This window comes from Ensifer sp. ENS07, assembly GCF_014852185.1.
GTDB lineage: Bacteria > Pseudomonadota > Alphaproteobacteria > Rhizobiales > Rhizobiaceae > Ensifer > Ensifer adhaerens.
Genome location: NZ_JACVBE010000003.1, coordinates 96,842 through 117,630, shown reverse-complemented (window position 1 = coordinate 117,630; position 20,789 = coordinate 96,842). Strand labels below are relative to the sequence as shown.

At 63.1% G+C, this 20,789-nt stretch carries 20 protein-coding genes; 11 read left to right on the top strand and 9 right to left on the bottom strand.

Annotated elements, in window-relative coordinates:
* The first annotated feature begins 203 nt into the window (after positions 1-203).
* From IB277_RS13245 to IB277_RS13205, 9 genes are all read left to right on the top strand, one after another.
* Complete coding sequence (locus tag IB277_RS13245; protein WP_060644316.1) at positions 204-2,678, top strand: heavy metal translocating P-type ATPase; 2,475 nt, start codon at positions 204-206, stop codon at positions 2,676-2,678.
* Between the two features lie 99 nt (positions 2,679-2,777).
* Complete coding sequence (gene cueR / locus IB277_RS13240; RefSeq protein ID WP_034799282.1) at positions 2,778-3,248, top strand: Cu(I)-responsive transcriptional regulator; 471 nt, start codon at positions 2,778-2,780, stop codon at positions 3,246-3,248.
* A gap of 93 nt (positions 3,249-3,341) precedes the next feature.
* Positions 3,342-3,731, top strand: a complete 390-nt coding sequence (locus tag IB277_RS13235) for a hypothetical protein (protein WP_112974736.1) — start codon at positions 3,342-3,344, stop codon at positions 3,729-3,731.
* A gap of 198 nt (positions 3,732-3,929) precedes the next feature.
* Positions 3,930-4,160, top strand: a complete 231-nt coding sequence (locus tag IB277_RS13230; protein WP_060530272.1) for a hypothetical protein — start codon at positions 3,930-3,932, stop codon at positions 4,158-4,160.
* Positions 4,157-5,611: a TolC family protein gene (locus IB277_RS13225; protein ID WP_060530271.1), complete on the top strand. Its 1,455-nt coding sequence runs from the start codon at positions 4,157-4,159 to the stop codon at positions 5,609-5,611. The genes IB277_RS13230 and IB277_RS13225 overlap by 4 nt, the downstream gene beginning before the upstream one ends.
* A gap of 68 nt (positions 5,612-5,679) precedes the next feature.
* Positions 5,680-7,017 carry a multicopper oxidase family protein gene (locus IB277_RS13220; protein ID WP_192371033.1) on the top strand — a complete coding sequence of 446 codons (1,338 nt, stop codon included), beginning with the start codon at positions 5,680-5,682 and terminating at the stop codon, positions 7,015-7,017.
* Between the two features lie 50 nt (positions 7,018-7,067).
* The gene (locus tag IB277_RS13215) at positions 7,068-7,553 is read left to right on the top strand and encodes a plastocyanin/azurin family copper-binding protein (protein WP_034799273.1); all 486 of its coding nucleotides are present in this window, start codon (positions 7,068-7,070) and stop codon (positions 7,551-7,553) included.
* Positions 7,554-7,580: 27 nt separating this feature from the next.
* On the top strand, positions 7,581-7,871 hold the full coding sequence (locus tag IB277_RS13210) for a copper-binding protein (RefSeq protein ID WP_060644311.1): 291 nt from the start codon (positions 7,581-7,583) through the stop codon (positions 7,869-7,871).
* 82 nt (positions 7,872-7,953) lie between these two features.
* A complete protein-coding gene (locus IB277_RS13205) occupies positions 7,954-8,418 on the top strand; it encodes a DUF411 domain-containing protein (protein ID WP_034799270.1) in 465 nt (154 codons plus the stop codon).
* Between the two features lie 96 nt (positions 8,419-8,514).
* On the opposite strand, the gene IB277_RS13200 is transcribed toward IB277_RS13205, so the two are convergent.
* Together IB277_RS13200 and IB277_RS13195 are read right to left on the bottom strand one after the other, a co-directional pair.
* The gene (locus tag IB277_RS13200) at positions 8,515-8,916 is read right to left on the bottom strand and encodes a VOC family protein (RefSeq protein ID WP_060644310.1); all 402 of its coding nucleotides are present in this window, start codon (positions 8,914-8,916) and stop codon (positions 8,515-8,517) included.
* A gap of 70 nt (positions 8,917-8,986) precedes the next feature.
* The gene (locus IB277_RS13195; RefSeq protein WP_280138786.1) at positions 8,987-9,703 is read right to left on the bottom strand and encodes a phosphoribosyltransferase; all 717 of its coding nucleotides are present in this window, start codon (positions 9,701-9,703) and stop codon (positions 8,987-8,989) included.
* Between the two features lie 156 nt (positions 9,704-9,859).
* On the opposite strand from IB277_RS13195, the gene IB277_RS13190 reads away from it, so the two are divergent.
* A complete protein-coding gene (locus IB277_RS13190; RefSeq protein ID WP_113080918.1) occupies positions 9,860-11,035 on the top strand; it encodes a M20 aminoacylase family protein in 1,176 nt (391 codons plus the stop codon).
* A 136-nt stretch (positions 11,036-11,171) separates the two neighbouring features.
* On the opposite strand, the gene IB277_RS13185 is transcribed toward IB277_RS13190, so the two are convergent.
* The 7 genes from IB277_RS13185 to IB277_RS13155 all read right to left on the bottom strand — a co-directional run bounded on the left by IB277_RS13185 (position 11,172) and on the right by IB277_RS13155 (position 18,710).
* Positions 11,172-12,929: an adenine deaminase gene (locus IB277_RS13185; protein ID WP_060644309.1), complete on the bottom strand. Its 1,758-nt coding sequence runs from the start codon at positions 12,927-12,929 to the stop codon at positions 11,172-11,174.
* A 26-nt stretch (positions 12,930-12,955) separates the two neighbouring features.
* Positions 12,956-13,876, bottom strand: coding sequence for a nucleoside hydrolase (locus tag IB277_RS13180; RefSeq protein WP_060586137.1), 921 nt, complete (start codon positions 13,874-13,876; stop codon positions 12,956-12,958).
* Positions 13,877-13,882: 6 nt separating this feature from the next.
* The gene (locus tag IB277_RS13175; RefSeq protein WP_060521736.1) at positions 13,883-14,911 is read right to left on the bottom strand and encodes an ABC transporter ATP-binding protein; all 1,029 of its coding nucleotides are present in this window, start codon (positions 14,909-14,911) and stop codon (positions 13,883-13,885) included.
* Positions 14,904-15,683 (bottom strand): ABC transporter permease, encoded by a 780-nt coding sequence (locus IB277_RS13170; protein WP_060586135.1) that lies wholly within the window; start codon positions 15,681-15,683, stop codon positions 14,904-14,906. Before IB277_RS13170 ends, IB277_RS13175 begins: the two co-directional genes overlap by 8 nt.
* Positions 15,680-16,507, bottom strand: coding sequence for an ABC transporter permease (locus IB277_RS13165; protein WP_060586133.1), 828 nt, complete (start codon positions 16,505-16,507; stop codon positions 15,680-15,682). Before IB277_RS13165 ends, IB277_RS13170 begins: the two co-directional genes overlap by 4 nt.
* 104 nt (positions 16,508-16,611) lie before the next feature.
* A complete protein-coding gene (locus IB277_RS13160) occupies positions 16,612-17,634 on the bottom strand; it encodes a PotD/PotF family extracellular solute-binding protein (protein WP_060586131.1) in 1,023 nt (340 codons plus the stop codon).
* The gene (locus IB277_RS13155) at positions 17,631-18,710 is read right to left on the bottom strand and encodes a LacI family DNA-binding transcriptional regulator (protein ID WP_192371032.1); all 1,080 of its coding nucleotides are present in this window, start codon (positions 18,708-18,710) and stop codon (positions 17,631-17,633) included. Before IB277_RS13155 ends, IB277_RS13160 begins: the two co-directional genes overlap by 4 nt.
* Positions 18,711-19,144: 434 nt before the next feature.
* Between IB277_RS13155 and IB277_RS13150 the strand changes: the two genes are divergently transcribed.
* The gene (locus IB277_RS13150; RefSeq protein WP_060530264.1) at positions 19,145-20,689 is read left to right on the top strand and encodes an ABC transporter substrate-binding protein; all 1,545 of its coding nucleotides are present in this window, start codon (positions 19,145-19,147) and stop codon (positions 20,687-20,689) included.
* The last annotated feature ends 100 nt before the right edge of the window (positions 20,690-20,789 follow it).

Genomic DNA, 20,789 nt, shown 5'->3' with positions numbered 1-20,789 from the left:
GTCGAGGCGGCTTCATCGTGCATCGCGGGCCATTATCGCTGCGGTGGCAGACCTCTCCCAGCCGCTCTGAAGATGGCGTGCAGAAATCTCTTTTGCGCCCTTGACCTTCCCATCGTTGGAAGCCCCATGTTGTGACAAAAGACAGAGAAAGGAGCACGATCATGGGATCTGTGACCCCCATTAGAACAAACGACCTCGAAGCGATGTCCGCCGCCGCATTGAGCGCCAGCATTCCCGTCGAGGGCATGACCTGCGCATCCTGCGTGGCGCGCGTCGAAAAGGCTATTCGCGCTGTGCCTGGTGTGACCGAAGCCTCGGTCAACCTTGCAACGGAACGCGCTGACGTCCGCTTCGATGCCAGCACCAAGTCGGCCGACATCGTCAAGGCGATCGAGAATGCCGGATATGGTGCGGCCGAAGACACGGTCGAGCTCACCATCGAAGGCATGACCTGCGCGTCCTGCGTCGCCCGCATTGAAAAGGCGCTGAAGACCGTGCCGGGCGTCACCGAAGCCAACGTCAATCTGGCGACCGAGCGCGCGTCGGTGCGCATAACCAGGGGCATCGCCACCGCCGCCGCACTCGAAGAGGCGGTTCGCGTTGCCGGCTATGCCGCCAAGCGCATCACCGGCGACGAAAGCGTCGACCGCGAAGGCGAGAAGCGCGAACAGGAGACGCGAAAGCTTGGGCGCGCGTTGCTGATTGCCGGCGTCCTGACGCTGCCGATCTTCGTGCTTGAAATGGGCTCGCACTTCATCCCGGGCGTGCACGAATTCGTCATGAACAATATCGGCATGCAGGAAAGCTGGTATCTGCAGTTCGCGCTGACGACGCTGGTGCTCTTCGGCCCGGGCCTGCGTTTCTACCAGAAGGGTGTCCCCGCCCTCTTCCGCCTGGCGCCGGACATGAACTCATTGGTCGCGATCGGCACCTCCGCCGCCTGGATCTATTCGGTCGTCGCCACATTCGCGCCCGAGCTTCTGCCAGACGGTACGGCCAACGTCTATTACGAGGCAGCTGCAGTCATCGTCACCTTGATCCTGCTCGGCCGGTTCCTGGAGGCGCGCGCCAAGGGCCGGACCTCCGAGGCGATCAAGCATCTGATGGGCCTGCAGGCAAAGACCGCCCGCGTCATCCGCAACGGCGAGACGGTCGAGGTGCCGCTGTCCGACGTGCAGACTGGCGACACCGTCGTCGTGCGCCCGGGCGACCGGGTTCCTGTCGACGGCAGCGTCCTCGACGGAAACTCCTATGTCGACGAATCGATGATCACCGGCGAGCCGGTTCCGGTCGAAAAGGTGGCCGGCAGCGAAGTCGTCGGCGGCACGATCAACAAAACCGGCTCCTTCACCTTCCGGGCCACCAAGGTCGGCGCCGATACGGTGCTGGCGCAGATCATCAAGATGGTCGAGCAGGCCCAGGGCGCCAAGCTGCCGATCCAGTCGCTGGTCGACCGCGTCACCGCCTGGTTCGTGCCAGCCGTCATCGCGATTGCGCTTTTGACCTTCGGCGTCTGGCTGGTCTTCGGTCCGGATCCGGCGCTCACCTTCGCGCTCGTCAACGGCGTCGCCGTGCTGATCATCGCCTGCCCTTGCGCCATGGGCCTTGCCACCCCGACCTCGATCATGGTCGGCACCGGCCGCGCCGCCGAAATGGGTGTGCTCTTCCGCAAGGGCGAGGCACTGCAGACGCTGCGCAACGCCGCCGTCATCGCCGTCGACAAGACTGGTACGCTGACCAAGGGCCGCCCGGAACTGACCGACCTCGAAACCGCCGAAGGCTTCGATCGTGATACCGTGCTGACGCTGGTCGCCGCCGTGGAGACCCGCTCCGAGCACCCGATCGCCGAAGCAATCGTCGACGCAGCCAAAGCAAAGGGACTGGCGATCGCCGAACCGGCCAGGTTCGAAGCAATCCCCGGGTTCGGCGCCAGCGCCGAAGTCTCGGGCCGGACCGTCCATGTCGGTGCCGACCGCCTGATGACGCAGCTGAAGCTCGACGTGTCGGCCTTCGCCGACCAGGCGGCCCGCCTTGGCTCGGAAGGCAAGAGCCCGCTCTATGCCGCGATCGACGGCAAGCTGGCGGCGATCATCGCCGTTGCCGACCCGATCAAGGAGACGACGCATCAGGCGATCCGCATGCTGCACGATCTCGGCCTGAAGGTCGCGATGATCACCGGCGACAACCGCCGCACCGCAGAGGCGATCGCGGCCAAGCTCGGCATCGACGAGGTAATCGCCGAAGTGCTTCCAGATGGCAAGGTCGCGGCTCTGAAGAAGCTGAAGCAAGGCGGACGCGCGGTCGCCTTCGTCGGCGACGGGATCAACGATGCGCCGGCGCTCGCCGAAGCCGATGTCGGCCTGGCGATCGGCACCGGTACGGACGTCGCCATCGAGAGCGCCGACGTGGTGCTGATGTCCGGCGATCTCCTGGGTGTGCCGAATGCGATCGCGCTGTCCAAGGCGACGATCCGCAACATCAAGGAGAACCTGTTCTGGGCCTTTGCCTATAACGCGGTACTGATCCCGGTTGCCGCCGGCGCGCTCTACCCGGTCTACGGCCTCTTGCTGTCGCCGATCTTTGCGGCCGGTGCCATGGCGCTGTCGAGCGTCTTCGTGCTGGGCAATGCCCTGCGGCTTCGGGCCTTTCGCCCGGTTGCCGCAGCACAGGCGGCCTAGGTTCGATCGTCTCCCCGGCTATTGCCAGCATGGCGGAAGCCGGGGAGAGCCCTTATATTCTCAAGGGAATGGCCGCACGGCGGTAAAAAGGATGACATCATGAATATCGGCGAAGCTTCCCGCGCCTCCGGCGTCTCGACGAAAATGATCCGCTATTACGAGACGATCGGCCTCATCCCGCAGGCCGACCGCAGCGAAGCCGGCTATCGCAACTATGGCGACAACGACGTCCATACGCTGCGCTTCATCCGCCGCTCGCGCGATCTCGGTTTCACTGTCGAGCAGATGGCGGACCTCTTGGCGCTCTGGCGCGACCGCGAGCGCGCCAGCGGCGAGGTCAAGAAGATCGCGCTCGAACATGTCGAGATCCTGGAGCGCAAGGCCGAGGAGCTGAAGGCGATGAGCCGGACGCTGAAACATCTCGCCGCCCATTGCCATGGCGACGGCCGCCCGGACTGTCCCATTCTCGAGGATCTCGCCGACGCCACGAACGCGCCGACGAAGGCAACCGAGCCCGCCCGCTTCGGTACGGCCGGCATCGATCCGGTCCGCAACCGGCGGCACGGGTGACGACGAGTGCGCATCCTTGAGCCTCACGCATTCGTGACGGCGCCAGGCGCAAGCATCATTGACAGGAATCAAAGGCGTTTCTACGGATCGATCATGGAGAACGTGCGAACCACATATCTGCGTTTGCTGATAGTGCTGAAGCTGGCGATCGCTTTGTCGCTGGCCGTGCTGCCTTTTTCCACCGCCTCCGGCATGATGCATGCGGCCGCGCACGGCTCGATGCAGATCGAGGCAGCCGCCAATCCGATGCAAGCTGCGACCGAGCATTGCCCGAGCCTCGACAAGGGCAAGGTGAAGCCGGCAAAAGAAAGCGGCAAGTCGGACAAGAAGGATTGTTGCAAGACCTTCTGCGCCGCCGTGGCGGTGCTCGGCGATGTCGACGGAAGCCATCCGGCTTTCCCGCGCTCCATCCGCAATTTCGGCCCGCACCCGCAGCTCACCCCCGGTGAGCTCGACGGCCTTCATCGTCCCCCAAGAGCCTGATTTCGTGAATCCGTGACCGCTGCTGCGGGTCTCCGTTGGTCTTGGCCGACGGAAGGATCTGCAGTGGTGCGAAGCGTTGCCGTGGTTTCCGCGTGTCCGATGTGACGCTCGACCACCTCTAGCGCCGTCCGCGACAAGGCTCGCCCGGTTTCGTCCGGTCGATCGCCGGCCTCTGCCATTCACATTTCAGGTTTGACCATGAAACGTTTGTTTTCCATGGCGCTCCTGCCCATGATCCTGGGCGGATGCGCTGCCACATTGCCTGCCGAGGTCTCGAGCCTTGGCGATCCCGCCAATAGCACGAACGGCATTCGAAGCACGCAGTATCGCAGCCCCATTTCGGGCTACACTCACCGCGAACCGACCGGCCCCAAGGCCTGGGGACCGCTCAACGACGCACAGTCGACCGCCAAGGGAGACGCGTCATGAGGCTTCGCAAGCTCAACCTCGCGGCCGCCATCGGTCTGCCCCTCGTGCTCGCCGGCTGCGTGACCGAATACTCGGCCAAGGACGCGGGCTTCACCACCGTGGATGCCAAGGTCTCGACGGCCGCGACCAAGAAAAGCGTCTGGATCCAGAACCGCGAACAGGCAGACAAGGTCAATGCCGAGGTCAAGGCGCTCCTGAAGCGAAAGACAATCGACGCCGACACCGCCGTTCAGGTCGCACTCCTCAACAACAAGGGCCTGCAGGCCGCCTATGCCGATCTCGGCGACGCGTCGGCGGATGCCTGGCAGGCGACGTTGTTCCTCAACCCGACTGTCTCGATCGGCACGACCGGGATCGGCACACCGGAACTGCAGGCCTACAAGGCGATCGAGGGGCTGGTCACCACCAACATCCTGGCGCTCCTGACCCGCGACAAGACCATCGCGGTCGCCGACGCGCGTTTCCGCCAGGCGCAGCTCAACGCCGCGCTCAGCACGCTGCAGCTGGCCGCCGAAACCCGCCGCGCCTGGATCGAAGCGGTTGCCGCATGGGAAACCGTCGCACAACTGAACCAGGCCCAGGCGGCTGCGGACGCCTCCTCGGAACTCGCCGCAAAACTCGGTGAGACCGGCGCCATGGGCAAGGGCAACCAGGCGCGAGAGCACGTCTTCAACGCTGAACTCGCCGGCCAGGCAGCCGAAGCCCGGCTTGCAGCCCGTCTTGCCAAGGAAAATCTGACGCGACTGATGGGTCTCTGGGGTAGCGATGTCGACTACCAGGTGCCGAACCGCCTGCCGAACCTGCCGAAGAACCTGGCCCGCAAGGACAGCATCGAGGCCGAAGCGCTGAAGCGCCGCGTCGACCTGCAGATCGCCCGCCTCGATCTCGAAGCCGTGGCCAAGTCCTACAGCCTCACCGAGGCGACCCGCTACGTGACCGACCTGGAACTCGTCGCCGGTGCGGAGGCGGAACGGGAGAAGGAGGATCATGGCACCAAGGTCGAGACGACCGGCCAGTTCGAGCTCGAATTCGTGATCCCGATCTTCGACAGCGGCAATGCGCGCATGCGCAAGGCCGAGCTTGCCCATATGCGCTCGGCGAACCTGCTGGCGGAAAAGGCGGTCAACATCCGCTCGGAAGCACGCTCAGCCTACGAGGCCTATCGCTCGCGCTACGACATCGCCCGGCACTACCGCAACAACGTCGTGCCGCTGCGCACCAAGATCGAGGAAGAAGCGACGCTCAGCTACAACGGCATGATCACCAGCACCTTCGAGCTGCTTGCCGACGTCAGGGCCAAGGTCAATTCGACCGTGCTCTCCGTCAACGCGAAGCGCGATTTCTGGCTGGCCGATGCCGATCTGATGACCGCAATCCACGGCGGCGGATCGGGCGGCTCGGCTGGAGGCGCGGCAGCGCCCGCGGCAGCGGAAGCCGGCGCCGGACACTAGGGCGGGAGCAGGAAAAGTGTGTGCGGTTTTCCGTACGCATCCCGCCCTAAATCAAAAAAGGATCAGATATGTTCAACAGAAGAAACTTCCTCGGCGCCGGTGCTGCTCTCGTTTCGACCGCCGCCTGGGCCCAAACCTCAAACTCCGGCCTGCCCGAAGCGGCAAGCATGGACAATGCCGCGACCCAGAAGCCGCTCGTGCCGACGAGCGGACCGGACTACAACCCGGTCGTCACCCTCAACGGCTGGACATTGCCGCACCGTGTGAACAACGGCATCAAGGAATTCCACCTTGTCGCCGAGCCGGTCGAACGCGAGATGGCCGACGGCATGACCGCCTATCTCTGGGGCTATAACGGCCAGTCGCCAGGCCCGACAATCGAGGCGGTCGAAGGCGACCGCGTGCGGATCTTCGTCACCAACAAGCTGCCGGAACACACCACCATTCACTGGCACGGCATGATCCTGCCTTCGGGCATGGATGGCGTCGGCGGCCTTTCGCAGCCGCATATTGCGGCCGGCAAGACCTACGTCTACGAGTTCGACCTCGTGAAATCCGGCACCTTCATGTACCACCCCCATGCCGACGAAATGGTACAGATGGCCATGGGCATGATGGGCTTCTTCGTGGTGCACCCGAAGGATCCAAACTTCATGCGTGTCGATCGGGATTTCGTGTTCCTGCTCAATGCCTATGACATCGATCCCGGCACCTATGTGCCGCGCATCATGGAAATGACCGACTTCAACATGTGGTGCTGGAACAGCCGGATCTTCCCGGACATCGACCCGCTGGTCGTGTCCAAGAACGACCGCGTGCGGGTCAGGGTCGGCAACCTCACCATGACCAACCATCCGATCCACATGCACGGCTACGACTTCGAGGTGACCTGCACCGATGGCGGCTGGGTGCGGCCGGAGGCACGCTGGCCGGAAGTGTCGATCGACATTCCCGTCGGCGCCATGCGCGCCTACGAATTCGACGCCAAGTACGAGGGCGACTGGGCGATCCATTGCCACAAGTCGCACCACACGATGAACGCGATGGGCCACGATATCCCGACCTTCATCGGCGCCGACAAGAAATCGGTCGCGGAAAAGATCCGCAAGGTGAAGCCCGACTACATGCCCATGGGTACGGCCGGTATGGCCGACATGGGCGAAATGGAAATGCCGCTCCCCGACAACACGATCCCGATGATGACCGGCTGGGGTCCGCACGGCGCGTTGGAGATGGGCGGCATGTTCTCGGTGGTGAAGGTGCGCGAAGGTATCTCCGCCGGCGATTACAGCGATCCCGGTTGGTACGAAAACCCGCCGGGAACACAGGCCTGGGAATGGACCGGCGCATTGCCGGAACCGACGCGGGCCAAGGATGCCAAGACCGTGCTCACGCCCAAACCGTGAGAGGGCGGCCGACTGCAATGACCTCTTTCAAATCCATCAGGAACATTACGATGAAGAAATCAGCACTCGCTCTGGCGCTCGTTATCGCCTCCGCCCTTTCCTCCCAGGCGCTCGCCAGCGGCAGCCACGCCGGCGGCCACGACAAGGTGTCGATCGGCGAGCCCGGCGACAGCAAGAAGTCGACGCAGACGATCCGCGTCACCATGAAGGAAACCGACGACGGCAAGATGATCTTTACCCCGGCAACCATCAAGGTTCGCCAGGGCCAGACGGTCCATTTCGCCATCAGGAACGCCGGCGAACTCGCCCACGAATTCGTGCTCGACGACAAGGCGACGATCCAGGAACACAAGATCACCATGGAGAAGTTCCCCGACATGGAGCACGACGACCCGAACGCCATCCGGCTCGAGCCGGGCAAGTCCGGCGACATCTACTGGACGTTCACCAACGACGGCACCTTCGAATTCGCCTGCCTGGTGCCGGGCCATTACGACGCCGGCATGCACGGCCCACTCGACGTAGTGAAGAAGTAACCCGAGAAAACAGGAAAGGATGAAACCATGAAAACCGTAGGCAAACTCCTCGCAGCGCTCGCATTGGCTGTTTCCACCGCCACGTTCTCCCTACCCGCCCAGGCCGCGGAGTTCACCAAGGGCGTGGTCAAGAAGATCGACACCAAGGCCAAGAAGGTGACGATCGACCATGAGGATCTGAAGAACCTCGACATGCCGGCCATGACCATGGTGTTCCGCGTCGATGACGCGGTGCTTGCCAAGCTCAAGGAAGGCGCGTCGATCGAATTCGTCGCCGACCGTGTCAACGGCAAGCTGACCGTGACCGAGATCAAGTAGCAGCGACAAACTGCCCGGGTCGACTTTGCGCGGCCCGGGCGCCACAATCCTGAGATCAGGCAAGAATGGAAAGGAATGTTCGATGAACGTATTACGCAGGCATTTCGTGGCGGGCACGATCGCGGGCATCACCCTCTTTGCGACGGGCGCCGTCGCGGCAACCGGCACCATGGCCGTCTACAAGGATCCGCAATGCGGCTGCTGCGAACAATGGGCCGACGCAATGGAAGCGGCCGGCTACAAGGTCGAGGTGCGCGATGAGGCCGACATGTCGGTGATCAAGACGCGCTTTGCGGTTCCGGCCGACATGGAGGGCTGCCATACCGCCGTCATCGACGGCTATGTCATCGAGGGCCATGTACCGCTCGAAGCGGTAAAGAAGCTGCTGGCCGAAAAGCCGGATGTCGCCGGCATCGCGGTTCCCGGCATGCCTTCAGGCTCGCTCGGCATGGGCAACGATCCGCAGGCCTCGTACGATGTCTACACCATCGCCAAGGCGGGCGGCGCGAAGTCGACGGTTTATTATCAGGTCAGGCCGGCGAACTAAGCCGCGCTTCGCCCTCTAAAGGAGAGCACACAATCCAAGACGCCTTCGCGACGGCGAGGGCGCCTTGGCTTTCAATGAAGCCAGCGCCTGAATAAGTTAGGGGTTCTCCGGGTCGATTGGCGATTCCAGCACCTGCGGCTCTCCGATCTCAACCGCATGCCCGTCCAGGTCACTGAAGCGGAACACACGCTGGCCCCATGCCTGACGCTCGACCGGATGGATCAGGTCCACATGCGGCGCAATGCGCGCGAAGGCCGCATCGACATCCTCGTGCTCGAAATAATGCAGCAGATTTCGCCGCCCGTAAGGCTCATCCGAACCAAACTCTGTTCGCCAGACGGTCCGCTCCAGCGAACGTCCTTCATGGATCGCGAAGCCGCCTTCGAAGAGGACGAAGTTTCCGAAATCCTCGCGAACCGTCAGGCCAACAATCTTCTCGTAGAATTCCCGGGAGTGATCGATGTCGCGGACGAAAGGGATCGGATTGATGAACCGCATGCAAGTCCTTTCGTAACGTCCCGAGCAGATAGACAAATCTATCTTCGCTGCCGCGCGGAAGCCAAGAAATTCAGGCGGCGCGCCAGCTGTCGTCTTCACCCCGCTGAAGCAAGGGCGTTTGAAACACTCCGACGACACGCTCCGGCCAATGCGGTGCACGGTCCGCAAGCGGCTGGTGCCAGCGCTCGGTCTGCAGCATGGCCGCGCCGATCGCGACCGGCTCGATGCCGCAGGCTTCCATCAGCGTCAGCCCGGCAAGAATCGACGTACCGCTGGAAATGACGTCATCGATCAGAGCCACGCGCTTACCCTCAAGCAACGGCAACATGCGCGGATCGACGTAGAGACGCTTCTTCTGGTCGGGCGTGGTGATCGAGGAGAGCGGCACGGAGAGATCGTCGACATACCAGAACTTCTTGGACGTTCCGAGTGGCACGTAGCGGCTATGGCCGAGCTTGCGGGCAACGGCAGACGCAAGCGTGAGGCCGAGCGTCGGCAGACCGGCGACGACTTCGGGCTCATAGGGTGCGAGCTTCGCCGCAAGTTCCGTTGCCAGTGCGTCCTCAACAGCAAAGCTCGCCTGATTGACGATCAGCGAGGCCAGCGCATGTTTGCCGTCGGCGAGTTGACGGATCGGCAGGAGAATCTGCCTGCCATCGCCGAGGGACGCCGGGAAGAAATCGCGATAACCCGCCTGAATATCGAAGCTTTTCGGCGGGTAGATTTCCTGCCAGAAGTCGTGGGGCTGCATCGGTCCGGTCCTCGTCTGCGCGCTTTCGCCCGAAATGAAAGGCGATCAAAAAGGCCGGCTTGCTGTTCTGGTTCCGGCCGTTTTCGTCTATACCGTTTGCGACTTCGATCAAACCGAAAGGGCGCTGCGGCTCAAGCAAAGCACGCGGAATTCACAAGCCCTTCGCGCAATGAAACATGGGAATGCCTGACGATGCGCCTGCCAGACGGAATAGCCGACGACCTCACCTTCCTCACCGACTTCCGTCGCGACCTGCATGCCCATCCGGAACTCGGCTTCGAGGAGGTACGCACCAGCGATCTCGTTGCCAAGTGGCTTGAGGAAGCGGGTCTAAAGGTCCACCGAGGCTTGGGAAAAACCGGCGTCGTCGGCACGCTGCAGGTCGGCAACGGCACACGCTCGATCGGCCTTCGCGCCGATATGGACGCGCTCGCCATGCCGGAGATCGCCGACCGTCCCTACAAATCCCGCGAGGCCGGCAAGATGCATGCCTGCGGCCATGATGGTCACACCACCATGTTGCTCGGCGCCGCCCGCCATCTGTCGAAGACCCGTAATTTCTCCGGCACGGTGCACTTCATCTTCCAGCCGGCCGAGGAAGGGCGTGGCGGTGCGAAACGTATGGTCGAAGACGGCCTCTTTGAGCTGTTCCCTTGCGACGCGGTTTACGGCCTGCACAACATGCCGGGCCTTGAACCGGACGAGATGGCCGTCGTCGCCGGTCCGCAGCTTGCCTCTTCGGATAGCTGGCGGCTCACCTTTCGCGGCGTCGGCACCCATGGCGCCAAGCCGCATCTTGGCCGCGATCCGGTGACGGCCGCCGGCACCTTCCTTGCCTCGCTGCAGTCGATCGTCGGCCGCGTCGTCGATCCCTTACAGCCAGCCGTCGTCAGCGCCTGCTCCGTGCGCGCCGGCGACCCGAAGGCGCTCAACGTCATCCCCGATACGGTGGAAATCGGCGGCACCGCCCGCGCCTATACGCCCGAAGTGCGCGATCAGCTCGAAACCGAGATCGGCCGGCTCGCGCGTGGTACCGCCGAGATGTATGGGATTTCCGTCGACTACGAATTCGAACGCCGCATTCCGCCCGTCGTCAACGACGCCGATGCCACTGCCCGGGCGTTGAGCGCCGCTCAGGCGGTGTTCGGCAAGAAGACCCGGACGTCATTTCCGCCGTCGACCGCCGGCGACGATTTCGCCTTCTTCGGGCTGGAAGCGCCCGGCTGTTACGTCTGGCTCGGCAACGGCCCCGCCGTCGACGGCGCGCTGCACCACAACACTGCCTATGATTTCAACGACGACGCGATCGGTCCGGGCGCCACCTTCTGGTCGACCCTCGTGGAGCAGGAACTGGCACGCGCCGAGTAACGCTTTGATCGCGAAGAAGCAGGCGGGAGCGTGCGATCTCAAGGATTTAGAACCTGCGCTTGAAGGGCGAGGCAAGCTGTCATACGGAAATGACGTCGGACTTCAACGGCCGCTCTGCCTTAGCGGCCTTTGAATGTCAGGCTTCAAGGATCTCCAGGATCGGGCTTTCCATGACCTTGCCCGTCGCCACGTCGGCGATGCCGCGATCGGTCTGGTGCGGTCCGGCATTGCAGGCGAGCGTCGCGCCGAAGCAGGCCTTGAAGACCAGGTAAGGCGGCTGCCAATCGACGATGCGGCCGACTGCTTCGCGGAGTGCGGCAAAGCTATCCGCCACCTCTTCCAGCGGCTCCTCGGAAACCAGCCCCGCGAGTGGCAGAGGCAGGAGTGCATTGACCTTGCCGCCGGACACAGCGGCCATGCCGCCACCGGCAGCAATCACCGCATTTGCAGCGACCGCCATATCCTGCGCATTGCCGCCGAAAACCGTGAGGTTGTGGCTGTCATGCGATACCGTGGTTGCAAAGGCGCCGCGCCAGGCGCCCCAACTCGACAGCAGACCCACAGCCGGTCGGCTATCGGCGCGCCCGTGACGATGCGCCACGGCGATCAGAGTCGTCCCCTCGGGCGGAACGACGAAGCCGCCCTCAACCGCGGCAACGGCATCGCCCCATTGGGTAAAACGCGGCCGGTCGATGGTCGCGACGCGGACCTTCGTGCCATCTGCTGGAATGCGGAAGTCGTTCTCCGACAGCGGCGCGATCTTCATCGTTCCGTGCAGGGTCTCGGCGGCAATGCCGCTGAGCGGCTCGATCATCCGTCCGGCGTCTGCAATCGTCTTGCCGTCGACGATGACCGTGCGCGCACGGAAATCAGCGAGATCTTCGAAGACCACGATGTCCGCCCGACGCCCTGGCGCCACAAGTCCAAGATCATGCCGGCCCAGGCGGACCGCGCCATTCAGCGTTGCCGCCCGAAGCGCCCATTCGGCGGGCAGGCCATAGCGCACCAGCCGGCGAACGACATCGTCGAGACCGCCGGCATGGGCAAGATCGTCCGGGAAAACGTCGTCGGTGCAGAGCGTTACCGTCTGAGGAAGATGGCCCAGAGCCTTGATCGTTTTGACGAATTCCGGCAGCAGGTGATCGTGCGAACCGCGCAGTTCGATCGAAAGCCCTGCCCTGAGTTTTGCCAGCAGATCGTCGCCGGAAACGAGTTCATGGTCGGAGCTGACGCCGGCGGTCACGAAGGCCTGGAGATCAGGCCCCGCAAGGCTGCGCGCATGGCCATTGACTGGCTTGCCGGCGGCAAGCCCCGCCTGAACGATCCCGGTGATGCGCGCCTCACCGTCGATGACGCCGCGCATGTTCATCATTTCGGCGATGCCGCCGATTTCCGGCCAGCTCAAAATGTCGGCGATCACATCAGCGTCGAAATCGGCACCGGCCAGCTCCAGGCCGGGTGCTGACGGCACGCTCGACGGTGCCAGCAGCACCGTGCGCAGCGGCAGATCGCGACTGGCGTTTGCGGCCCAGCGCACGCCGGCCACACCGTTGACATTACCAAACTCATGCGGATCCCAGACGACGGTCGTCACGCCACGCGGCAGCACCGCATTGGCATAGGTCGCCGGCGTCACCATCGAGCTTTCGACGTGCATATGGGTGTCGATCAGACCGGGCGAAACGTAAGCGCCCGTCGCATCGATCATGGTTGCCGCATCGGAGCGCGTGCCCGGTTCGTGGACACTTGCGATCAACGATCCAACAAGGCCGATATCGGCCGGGCGAAGCTCGCCCGTCACCACGTCGACGAGCGTACCGGCCGAAATCAGAACGTCGAACGGTTCAGCACCACGCGCTGCCGCCACTGCCCGGCTACGGAGCGCCGCATCCATCAAGTCCTGAGGCTGCTCTATGGAACTCACTTCTGCGCTTCCTTCATCAAAGCGCCCAGGATCTGAGCCCTGGTCGTCTCGACATGGGCATCGACGGCATATTCGGCATTGAAGATCGCATGGCTTTCGCGCGTTTCGACGACGGTGCGCCCCCGGGCCAGCGTCCCTCCGAGTTCGACATCGATGCGCGCCTTGCGAAACGAGATTGCGCCCGGATTGACGAAGGCAACGGCAGCGCAAGGGTCGTAGATCGCCATGCCCGGCCGGCCGCGACTGGTGCCGATCGAAATGAAGCCGGCAAGCAGATCGGCGATGAGGGCGGCATGGACGCCACCCGCCGAGCGGATCGGCGCGACGTCATCGGGGTAGGCAAAGACCTTGCGGCAGAGATCGAGATCGACCATGCGCAGCGGCAGGCCATGAGCGATCACGATCGCCAGCGCTTCCGGATCGGCGAAGGCGTTGAATTCGGCAGATGCCGTATGGTTGCCGCTGGTGACGCCGCCCCCCATCCAGGTGAGGTCGGTGATCCGGCTCGCCAAGTCCGGACGGGCAAGGCAAAGGGCAGCGAGATTGGTGAGCGGCCCGAGCGCCAGAATCCGCTTCGGCCCCTCCTGCTCCAGCCAGGCGCAAAGTGCCGCAAAGGCTTCGCTTACCGGCAAGGCGTCGGCCTCCGGCAGCGTCAATCCCGCTGTCGGCATGCCGGCTTCGCCAAGGATGCGTTCGGCAGTTTCGAGCTTGCCGAGCACCGGCAGGGCGCGCCCCTCATGGATGGGGAAAGCCCAGCCGAAAGCGCGCGCGGCGCCGGCAGCGTTGCGCTTCACCTGGTCAAGCGGCGTGTTACCGAAAACCAGCGAAACGCCGTCGATCTCTTCACCGGCATGAAGGACGACAAGCACTGCGGCAATGTCGTCGAACCCCATGTCCGTATCGATCCAGACACCCATCGGACCTTACCCGAACTTCTTGAGGCGTGCGGCCTTCTCGACCGGCAGGTCGAAGGCAATGGCAGAACCGGTTTCACGGGCTGCAAGTGCTGCATCCTCTTCCGCCTTGATGGCGCCGAGCGGCGTATCGAGCAGGTACTCGCGCGTGCTGCCGGAGAAAGAGGCTCCGCGCACGGTGCCTTGGAAAGGACCTGAACCAAGGGTCACCATGCGCGGACGCCACGCAAGCCCTGCCGTGTCAGGCGGCAGGGATCCGGAGAGATCGATCGGGCCGTTCTCGGCCTTCAGCTTGCCGCCCTCGACGGCAAAGATGTTTTCGAAACCGACGAAGTCGGCGACGAAGCGCGAGATCGGGCGGTTGTAGATATCCTCGGGCGTGCCGATCTGCTCGATCGCGCCGTTCAGCATGACGACGATGCGGTCCGCCAGCGACAGGGCCTCGCCCTGGTCGTGGGTGACGAAGATCATCGTGACGCCGGTTTCCTTCTGCACCCGCTGCAGTTCCGTGCGCATTTCGAGGCGCAGACGAGCGTCGAGGTTCGACAGCGGCTCGTCGAGCAGCAGCACCTTCGGCTCCATGACCATGGAACGCGCCAGCGCGACACGCTGCTGCTGGCCACCGGAGAGTTCGCCCGGCTTGCGGGCGGAAAACTTCGAAAGCCCGACCGACTTGAGACCGGCGGTCACCTTGCTCTCGATCTCGTTGGCCGGCAGCTTCTTCAGCCGCAGGCCGAAGGCGACGTTTTCGAACACAGTCAGGTGCGGAAACAGCGCATAGGACTGAAAGACCAGGCCGACCGAGCGCTTGTTGGCGGACACGCGGGTGATGTCGGCACCATCGAGCTTGATCGCGCCGGACGCGGGCGACAGCAGGCCGGCGATCGAGCGCATCGTCGTCGTCTTGCCGCAACCGGAGGGCCCAAGGAAGGCCACCAGTTCGCCCTTGCGGATCGAAAGGTCGAGGTCCTTCACCGCAACGGTATCGCCATAGGCGAGCGTCAGTTTTTCAAGGCTGAGGAAGGGGGCGTCAGACATAGCGAGAGAATCCCAGGAAGCGTTCGGCAAGGAAGACGATGCCGATGGACATGAAGGCGAGCAGCGCGGAGAGGGCGGCGACCGACGGATCGTAGGTGATCTCCATGTAGGAGAGCATGTCGATCGGCAGGGTGCGCACACCCGGACCGGAGAGGAAGAGCGATACCGGCACCTGGTTGAAGCTCGTGACGAAGCCGAGGATGAAGGCGGCGAGGATGCCGCTGCGGATGTTCGGCATCACCACGCGGAAGAAGGCGCCGGCGCGCGAGGAGCCGAGCAGCACAGCTGCCTCCTCGATATCGGAGCGCAGGTTGTTGAGGCTCGCCGAGACGACCCGGACCGCATAGGGCAGAACCAGCGCGGTGTGGGCGAGGAACAGCGTCAGCGTGATGTTGAGGCCAAAGGGCACGACGATGTAACGCAAGAGCGCCAGGCCGACGATGATACCGGGCACGATGATTGGCAGCGACACGATCGTGCGGATAGTTTCGCCAAAAGGCAGCTTGTAGCGCGAGAGGGCGTAGGAGGCGGGAACGCCGAGCACGAGAGCGGCCGCCGTTCCGCCGATCGCCAGCAGCATCGAGATCGCGAAACTTTCCTGGAAGCTCTCGACCGTGAACACCTTGGCGACCCACTTGAGCGAGAAGCCCTGTGGCGGGAAGGCCAGCGTCTCGCCGCCGGAGAGCGACGCGGCGACGATGATGAAGAACGGCCCGATCAGGAAGCCGATCACCAGGAAGAGGACGAGCGGAGTAAAGATACGAGGTGTCATCGCTTGTTCCTCGCGGTGGCAAGCCGTTTCAAAAGAAGATTGGCGGCAAAGCTCATGACGATCAGGATGAAGGCGATGACGCTGGCCGCGACGAAATCGTTGGCGACGGTGACGCGCTGATAGAGCAGCGTTTCGAGCATCAGCACCTTGGAGCCACCGAGGATCGCCGGTGTGATGTAGGCCGTGAGCGAGCCGGTGAAGACCAGCGTGCCGCCGATCACCAGGCCTTCCTTGGTCAGCGGCAGGATCACCTTGAAAAACACCTGGAACCAGTTGGCGCCGAGTACGCGGGCAGCCGGGATCGCATCCTTCGGCATGTTTTCAAGCGCGCTGATCAGCGACAGGATCATCAGCGGCAGGAAAAGCTGCAAGAGACCGATGAACACGGCGGTCTCGGTAAAGAGGAAGCGGATCGGCTCATCCGAGAGGCCGACAAGCTGGAGCGCCTGGTTGACGATGCCGGTGCGGCCGAGAATGACGATCCAGGCATAGGTGCGGGCAACCGACGAGATCATCAGCGGCAGCACGACAAGGCCGATCATCTGTCCCTTGTTGCGCGGCGTCAGATTGACGATCGCAAAGGCGGCGGCATAGCCGATGACCGCCGAAACGACGGTAACCATCAGGCCGAGCCGGAAGGTGCGCAGGAAGACGGTGCGGTTCAGCGGATCGGAAAAGAAGGTCGTATAGGCCGACAGCGACCAGCTGTCGGCGCTGCGAAAGCCTTCCGCCAGCAGGATCACCACCGGCGCCAGAAAGACGATCGCCGCAAAGACCGCTGCGGGCAGAGCGAGCGCCAGGGCTTCGGCGCGGTTCTGGAACATCCTTCTTCCTTTCAAGGCATTCCGGGGCGCGTCTAATCGCGCCCGTCGCATCAGGTCTCCACCGGCGATCACGATCCGCCGGTGGAGGTCGCAATGGCTTGGTCTTACTGGCCGACCTGGGCGTTCCACTCCGACAGCCACGCTTCGCGGTTGTCGAGGGCAACGGCCGACGGGATCAGCTTCAGATTCTTCACGGTCTCTTCGCCGTAGGTGAGGTTTTCGGCGATCTCAGGCGAAACCTTCACGTCCTTGTTGGCCGGGCTGTCGACCAGCTTTTCGGCAAGCGCGGTCTGAATTTCGGTCGAGAGCCAGAAGTCCATGAACTGAAGCGCCAGATCCTGGTTCTTGCTGCCCTTGGTCAGCACCATGACGTTCATGCCGCCGGTCTGGCCTTCCTTGGGCGTTGCCCACTTGATCGGCAGGCCGAGCTTGGTGAAACCTTCCCAGGAGAAGCGACCGATCGGAGCGGCCCAGATTTCTTCCTGCTGCATCAGCTGAACGAGCTGGGAGGACTTGACGTAGAAGGTGACGATATCGTCCTTCTTGGCGCCGACGGCGGCAATCGCTTCCTTGAGGTCAGGCGTGTTCTTGCCGATGGCTTCGCCGACCATGTAGAGCGCCGGCGGGCCCTGGTTGGTGGTGACGTTCGGGAAGGCGACGTGGCTGGCGTTCTTGTCGCTCAGAAGATCGGCCCAGGAGTTCACTTCCATCTTGTCCGAGCGATAGACGATCGAAGTGGCATAGAAGGTGTAGCCGACGCTCATGCCGTCGCCGTTCGGGTCCTTGGCAAGGTCGTAGAGCTTGTTGAAGTTCTGGAGCTTCGAGGTGTCGATCTTTTCGATGAGATCGGCGCGGGTGGCCGAAAGCGCGTCGGCCATCGAGACGACGGCCATGTCGACGACCGGGCTCGCCTTGTTGGCTTCCATCTTGGCGAGGCGCTCGACGCTGTTGCCGGTTTCGACGACGAGCTTGCAGCCGCACTTCTGTTCGAACGGAGTGTAGACCAGTTCCTTGAATGCGTCCTGGGCAAAGCCGTAGACGGAAATGGTGAGCGTCTTTTCCTGAGCGGATGCGACAGGGGCGGTAACGAGCAAGAGCGCGCTCGAGGCAAGCAAGAACTTCTTCATGGCTGGTGTCCTCCTTCGGTGACGGATGTAGCTGCGGTGGCAGTGGTAAGAACGGGTTGAGACGCGGACGGTGCCGCGGCCGATTGCCGGACGACCAGATGCATCGGCACCTTGGAGGTCGCCGCCGTAACCGGTGCGCCGATCGCGGGATCGGACGGGTCGCGCTCGCTGATCGCCTTCACGAGCGCTGCGACGGCGATCGCCGCGATCTCGGTCATGTCCATGCGCGCGGTCGTCAGCGCCGGCGTGATGACCGGCGACCAGATCAGGTCGTCGAAACCGGTGACGCTCGCCTTTTCCGGCACGTTGATGCCGGCGCGCTGCAATTCGGTGAGCGCGCGCAGCGCATGGAGATCGGAGATGCAAGCAAAGGCCGTGTAGCCTTCCGCCACCTTATCGGCGAGGCCGAGCGGACAGCCCTTGCCGGCCGCCTTTTCCAACGGCTCGATCCAGAGCGTATCGGTTTGGGTGCCCTCGCCGAAGACCGAGCGAATACCGCCGGCGCGGTCGTTCTGCACGTTCGAGGCGGGATTGTTGCCGATGATCATCACGCGGCGGTGGCCGAGAGCCTTAAGGTGTTCGCCAATCTGCCGGCCGCCACCCCAATGGTCGGCGGCGACCGTGTTGCCCGGCGTCGAGGGCGTATCGATGACAGCGACCGGACAGCCGACATCGGCAATGCGCGTGCCGCGCCTGGGCACGATCACCAGGCCATCAACGTCGCGATCGATCAGGCGCTCGATCGCCTTGGTCTGGGTCGAGACGTCGCCGCGCGAGTCGGCGATCAGCACGCCATAGCCCGAGGACGAAGCCGCAAGCTCGATTGCCTGGGCGATCTGCGGGAAGAGCGGATTGGCGATATCGGGAAGCACGAGGCCGAGAACACCGGTGCGGCCGGTGCGCAGCGCCCTGCCCGCCTGGCTCGGCACATAGCCGAGCTCGGCAGCGGTCGCGCGGATCTTTTCCACCATCTCGGCGGAGACGCGCCCCTTGCCCGAGAGCGCGTTTGAAACCGTCGCCGCGGAGACGCCCAGCGTTCTGGCAATCCTCGTCAGTTTTGGTCCGGAACGCGCCAAATCAGTGGTTTCCGCTATCGCGTGATTAAACGATTAATCAGCCGATATATCAGAATCTTCCGACTGTCGAATCCTTTTGTCGACTCGTTGCATTTTGCAATTTTCGAGGGAAAAGATTTGCGAACAACAATCGATTTCCGCTTGGCGCCTGGCGTTCACAATCAGCGGAAGGAGTTCACGTCAATTCCTCAAGCGCCAACGGGCCGTCCAAAGTCTGCCTGATATATCTCCGCCGACACCGAGCGATGAAAAGCGAAACAGGCATCTGCCCAACCGCCGCAATCGCGGGTACAAATTTCAACTTCGCCAGACAAAAGAAATCAATTTTTCCACTAAATTACTAGGGAATAAGTATGATGCACGGCAATCGTCCGATGGCTAGAATTCGGGCGGCGGTGCGATCCGCACAACAGGCATAAGCAGGAGTTTGGGACATGACTGGCACTATCATCGGCTTTGGCAAGACCGCGGGACAAACCCGCCGGGCGCGCGGTGCAACCTTGGCAGCCACCACGCTGGCGCTGGCTCTTTCGTCGAGCACGGCCGTTTTTGCCGAGGACGCGAAGTTCGATCCCAACGCCTCGATCACCATCGGCTCGCTCTATGAGCCGCAGAACCTCGACAACACCGCCGGCGCCGGCCAGGGCATCAACGAAGCCTTCAACGGCAATGTCTATGAAGCGCTGTTCACGCTGACCGATGCCGGCGACGTTCAGCCGGGTCTCGTGGCCGAGCAGAGCGTCAGCGACGATGGCCTCACCTACACTTTCAAGCTTCGCCCCGGCGTCACCTTCCACTCCGGCGATCCGCTGACAGCGACAGACGTCAAGTACAGCATCGAACGCGTGACGGCAGAGCAATCCAAGAGCTCGCGCAAGAAAAGCCTTGCAACCATCAGCGCCATCGAGGCGCCCGATGACCAGACGGTGGTCGTCAAGCTGTCTGCCCGCTCGATCTCGCTGCCCTACAATCTGAGCTATGTCTGGATCGTCAACGATGCGGCCAAGGACCTGAACGCCAGCGAAGATGGCACCGGCCCCTACCGCCTCGACGAATGGCGCCGCGGCTCGTCGCTGGCCCTGATCCGCAACGACAAATACTGGGGCACCGCGCCGACCAATGGCGAAGTCGTCTTCCAGTACTTCACCGACGCGACCGCGCTCAACAATGCGCTCCTGACCGGCGCCGTCGACATCATCACCAGCGTCCAGAGCCCGGACTCGATCGCCCAGTTCAAGGACAATCCTGACTTCACCGTCACCGCCGGCCAGTCGACGACCAAGGAACTGCTCGCCTTCAACGACCGCGTCGCCCCCTTCGACAACGTCAAGGTCCGCAAGGCGGTCGCCCGCGCCATCGACGACAAGAAGCTGCTGACGTCGATCTGGGGCGAATACGGCACGCTGATCGGCTCCTTCGTTCCGCCGACGGACCCCTGGTACGTGGACCTCACCGCCGTCGATGCCTATGACGTCGAGAGCGCCAAGGCGCTGCTGAAGGAAGCGGGCTTTGCTGACGGCTTCACCTTCAAGCTCGACACGCCGAACTACGACCCTCATCCGATCGTCGCCCAGTTCATCCAGAGCGAACTCGCCAAGGTCAACATCAAGGTCGAGATCAACGTGATCACCGCCAACGAGTGGTACACGAAGGTCTACAAAGCGCATGACTTCCAGGCGACTTTGCAGGAGCACGTCAATCACCGCGACATCGTCTTCTACGGCAATCCGGACTTCTACTGGGGCTACAACAATCCCAAAGTCGTCGACCTGATCAAAGCGTCGGAGGCAGCGGCCAACACCGACGAGCAGACCGCCAAGCTCAAGGAAGCCAACACGATCATCGCCGAGGATGCCGCCAGCAACTGGCTCTACCTCTACCCGCAGATCGTCGTCTCGAGCTCGGCCGTCACCGGTTATCCCGTGAACGGCCTGAACTCGCAGTTCTTCGCCTTCGGCATCAAGAAGAGCGAGCAGTAAGCGGCATCGCCATCCGGCGCGCATCCGCGCCGGATGCGTAAACGACAGCCCCTGGATCCGTTCCGGGGGCTGATTGCGTTTCGCGCCAATTCGTCCGAGC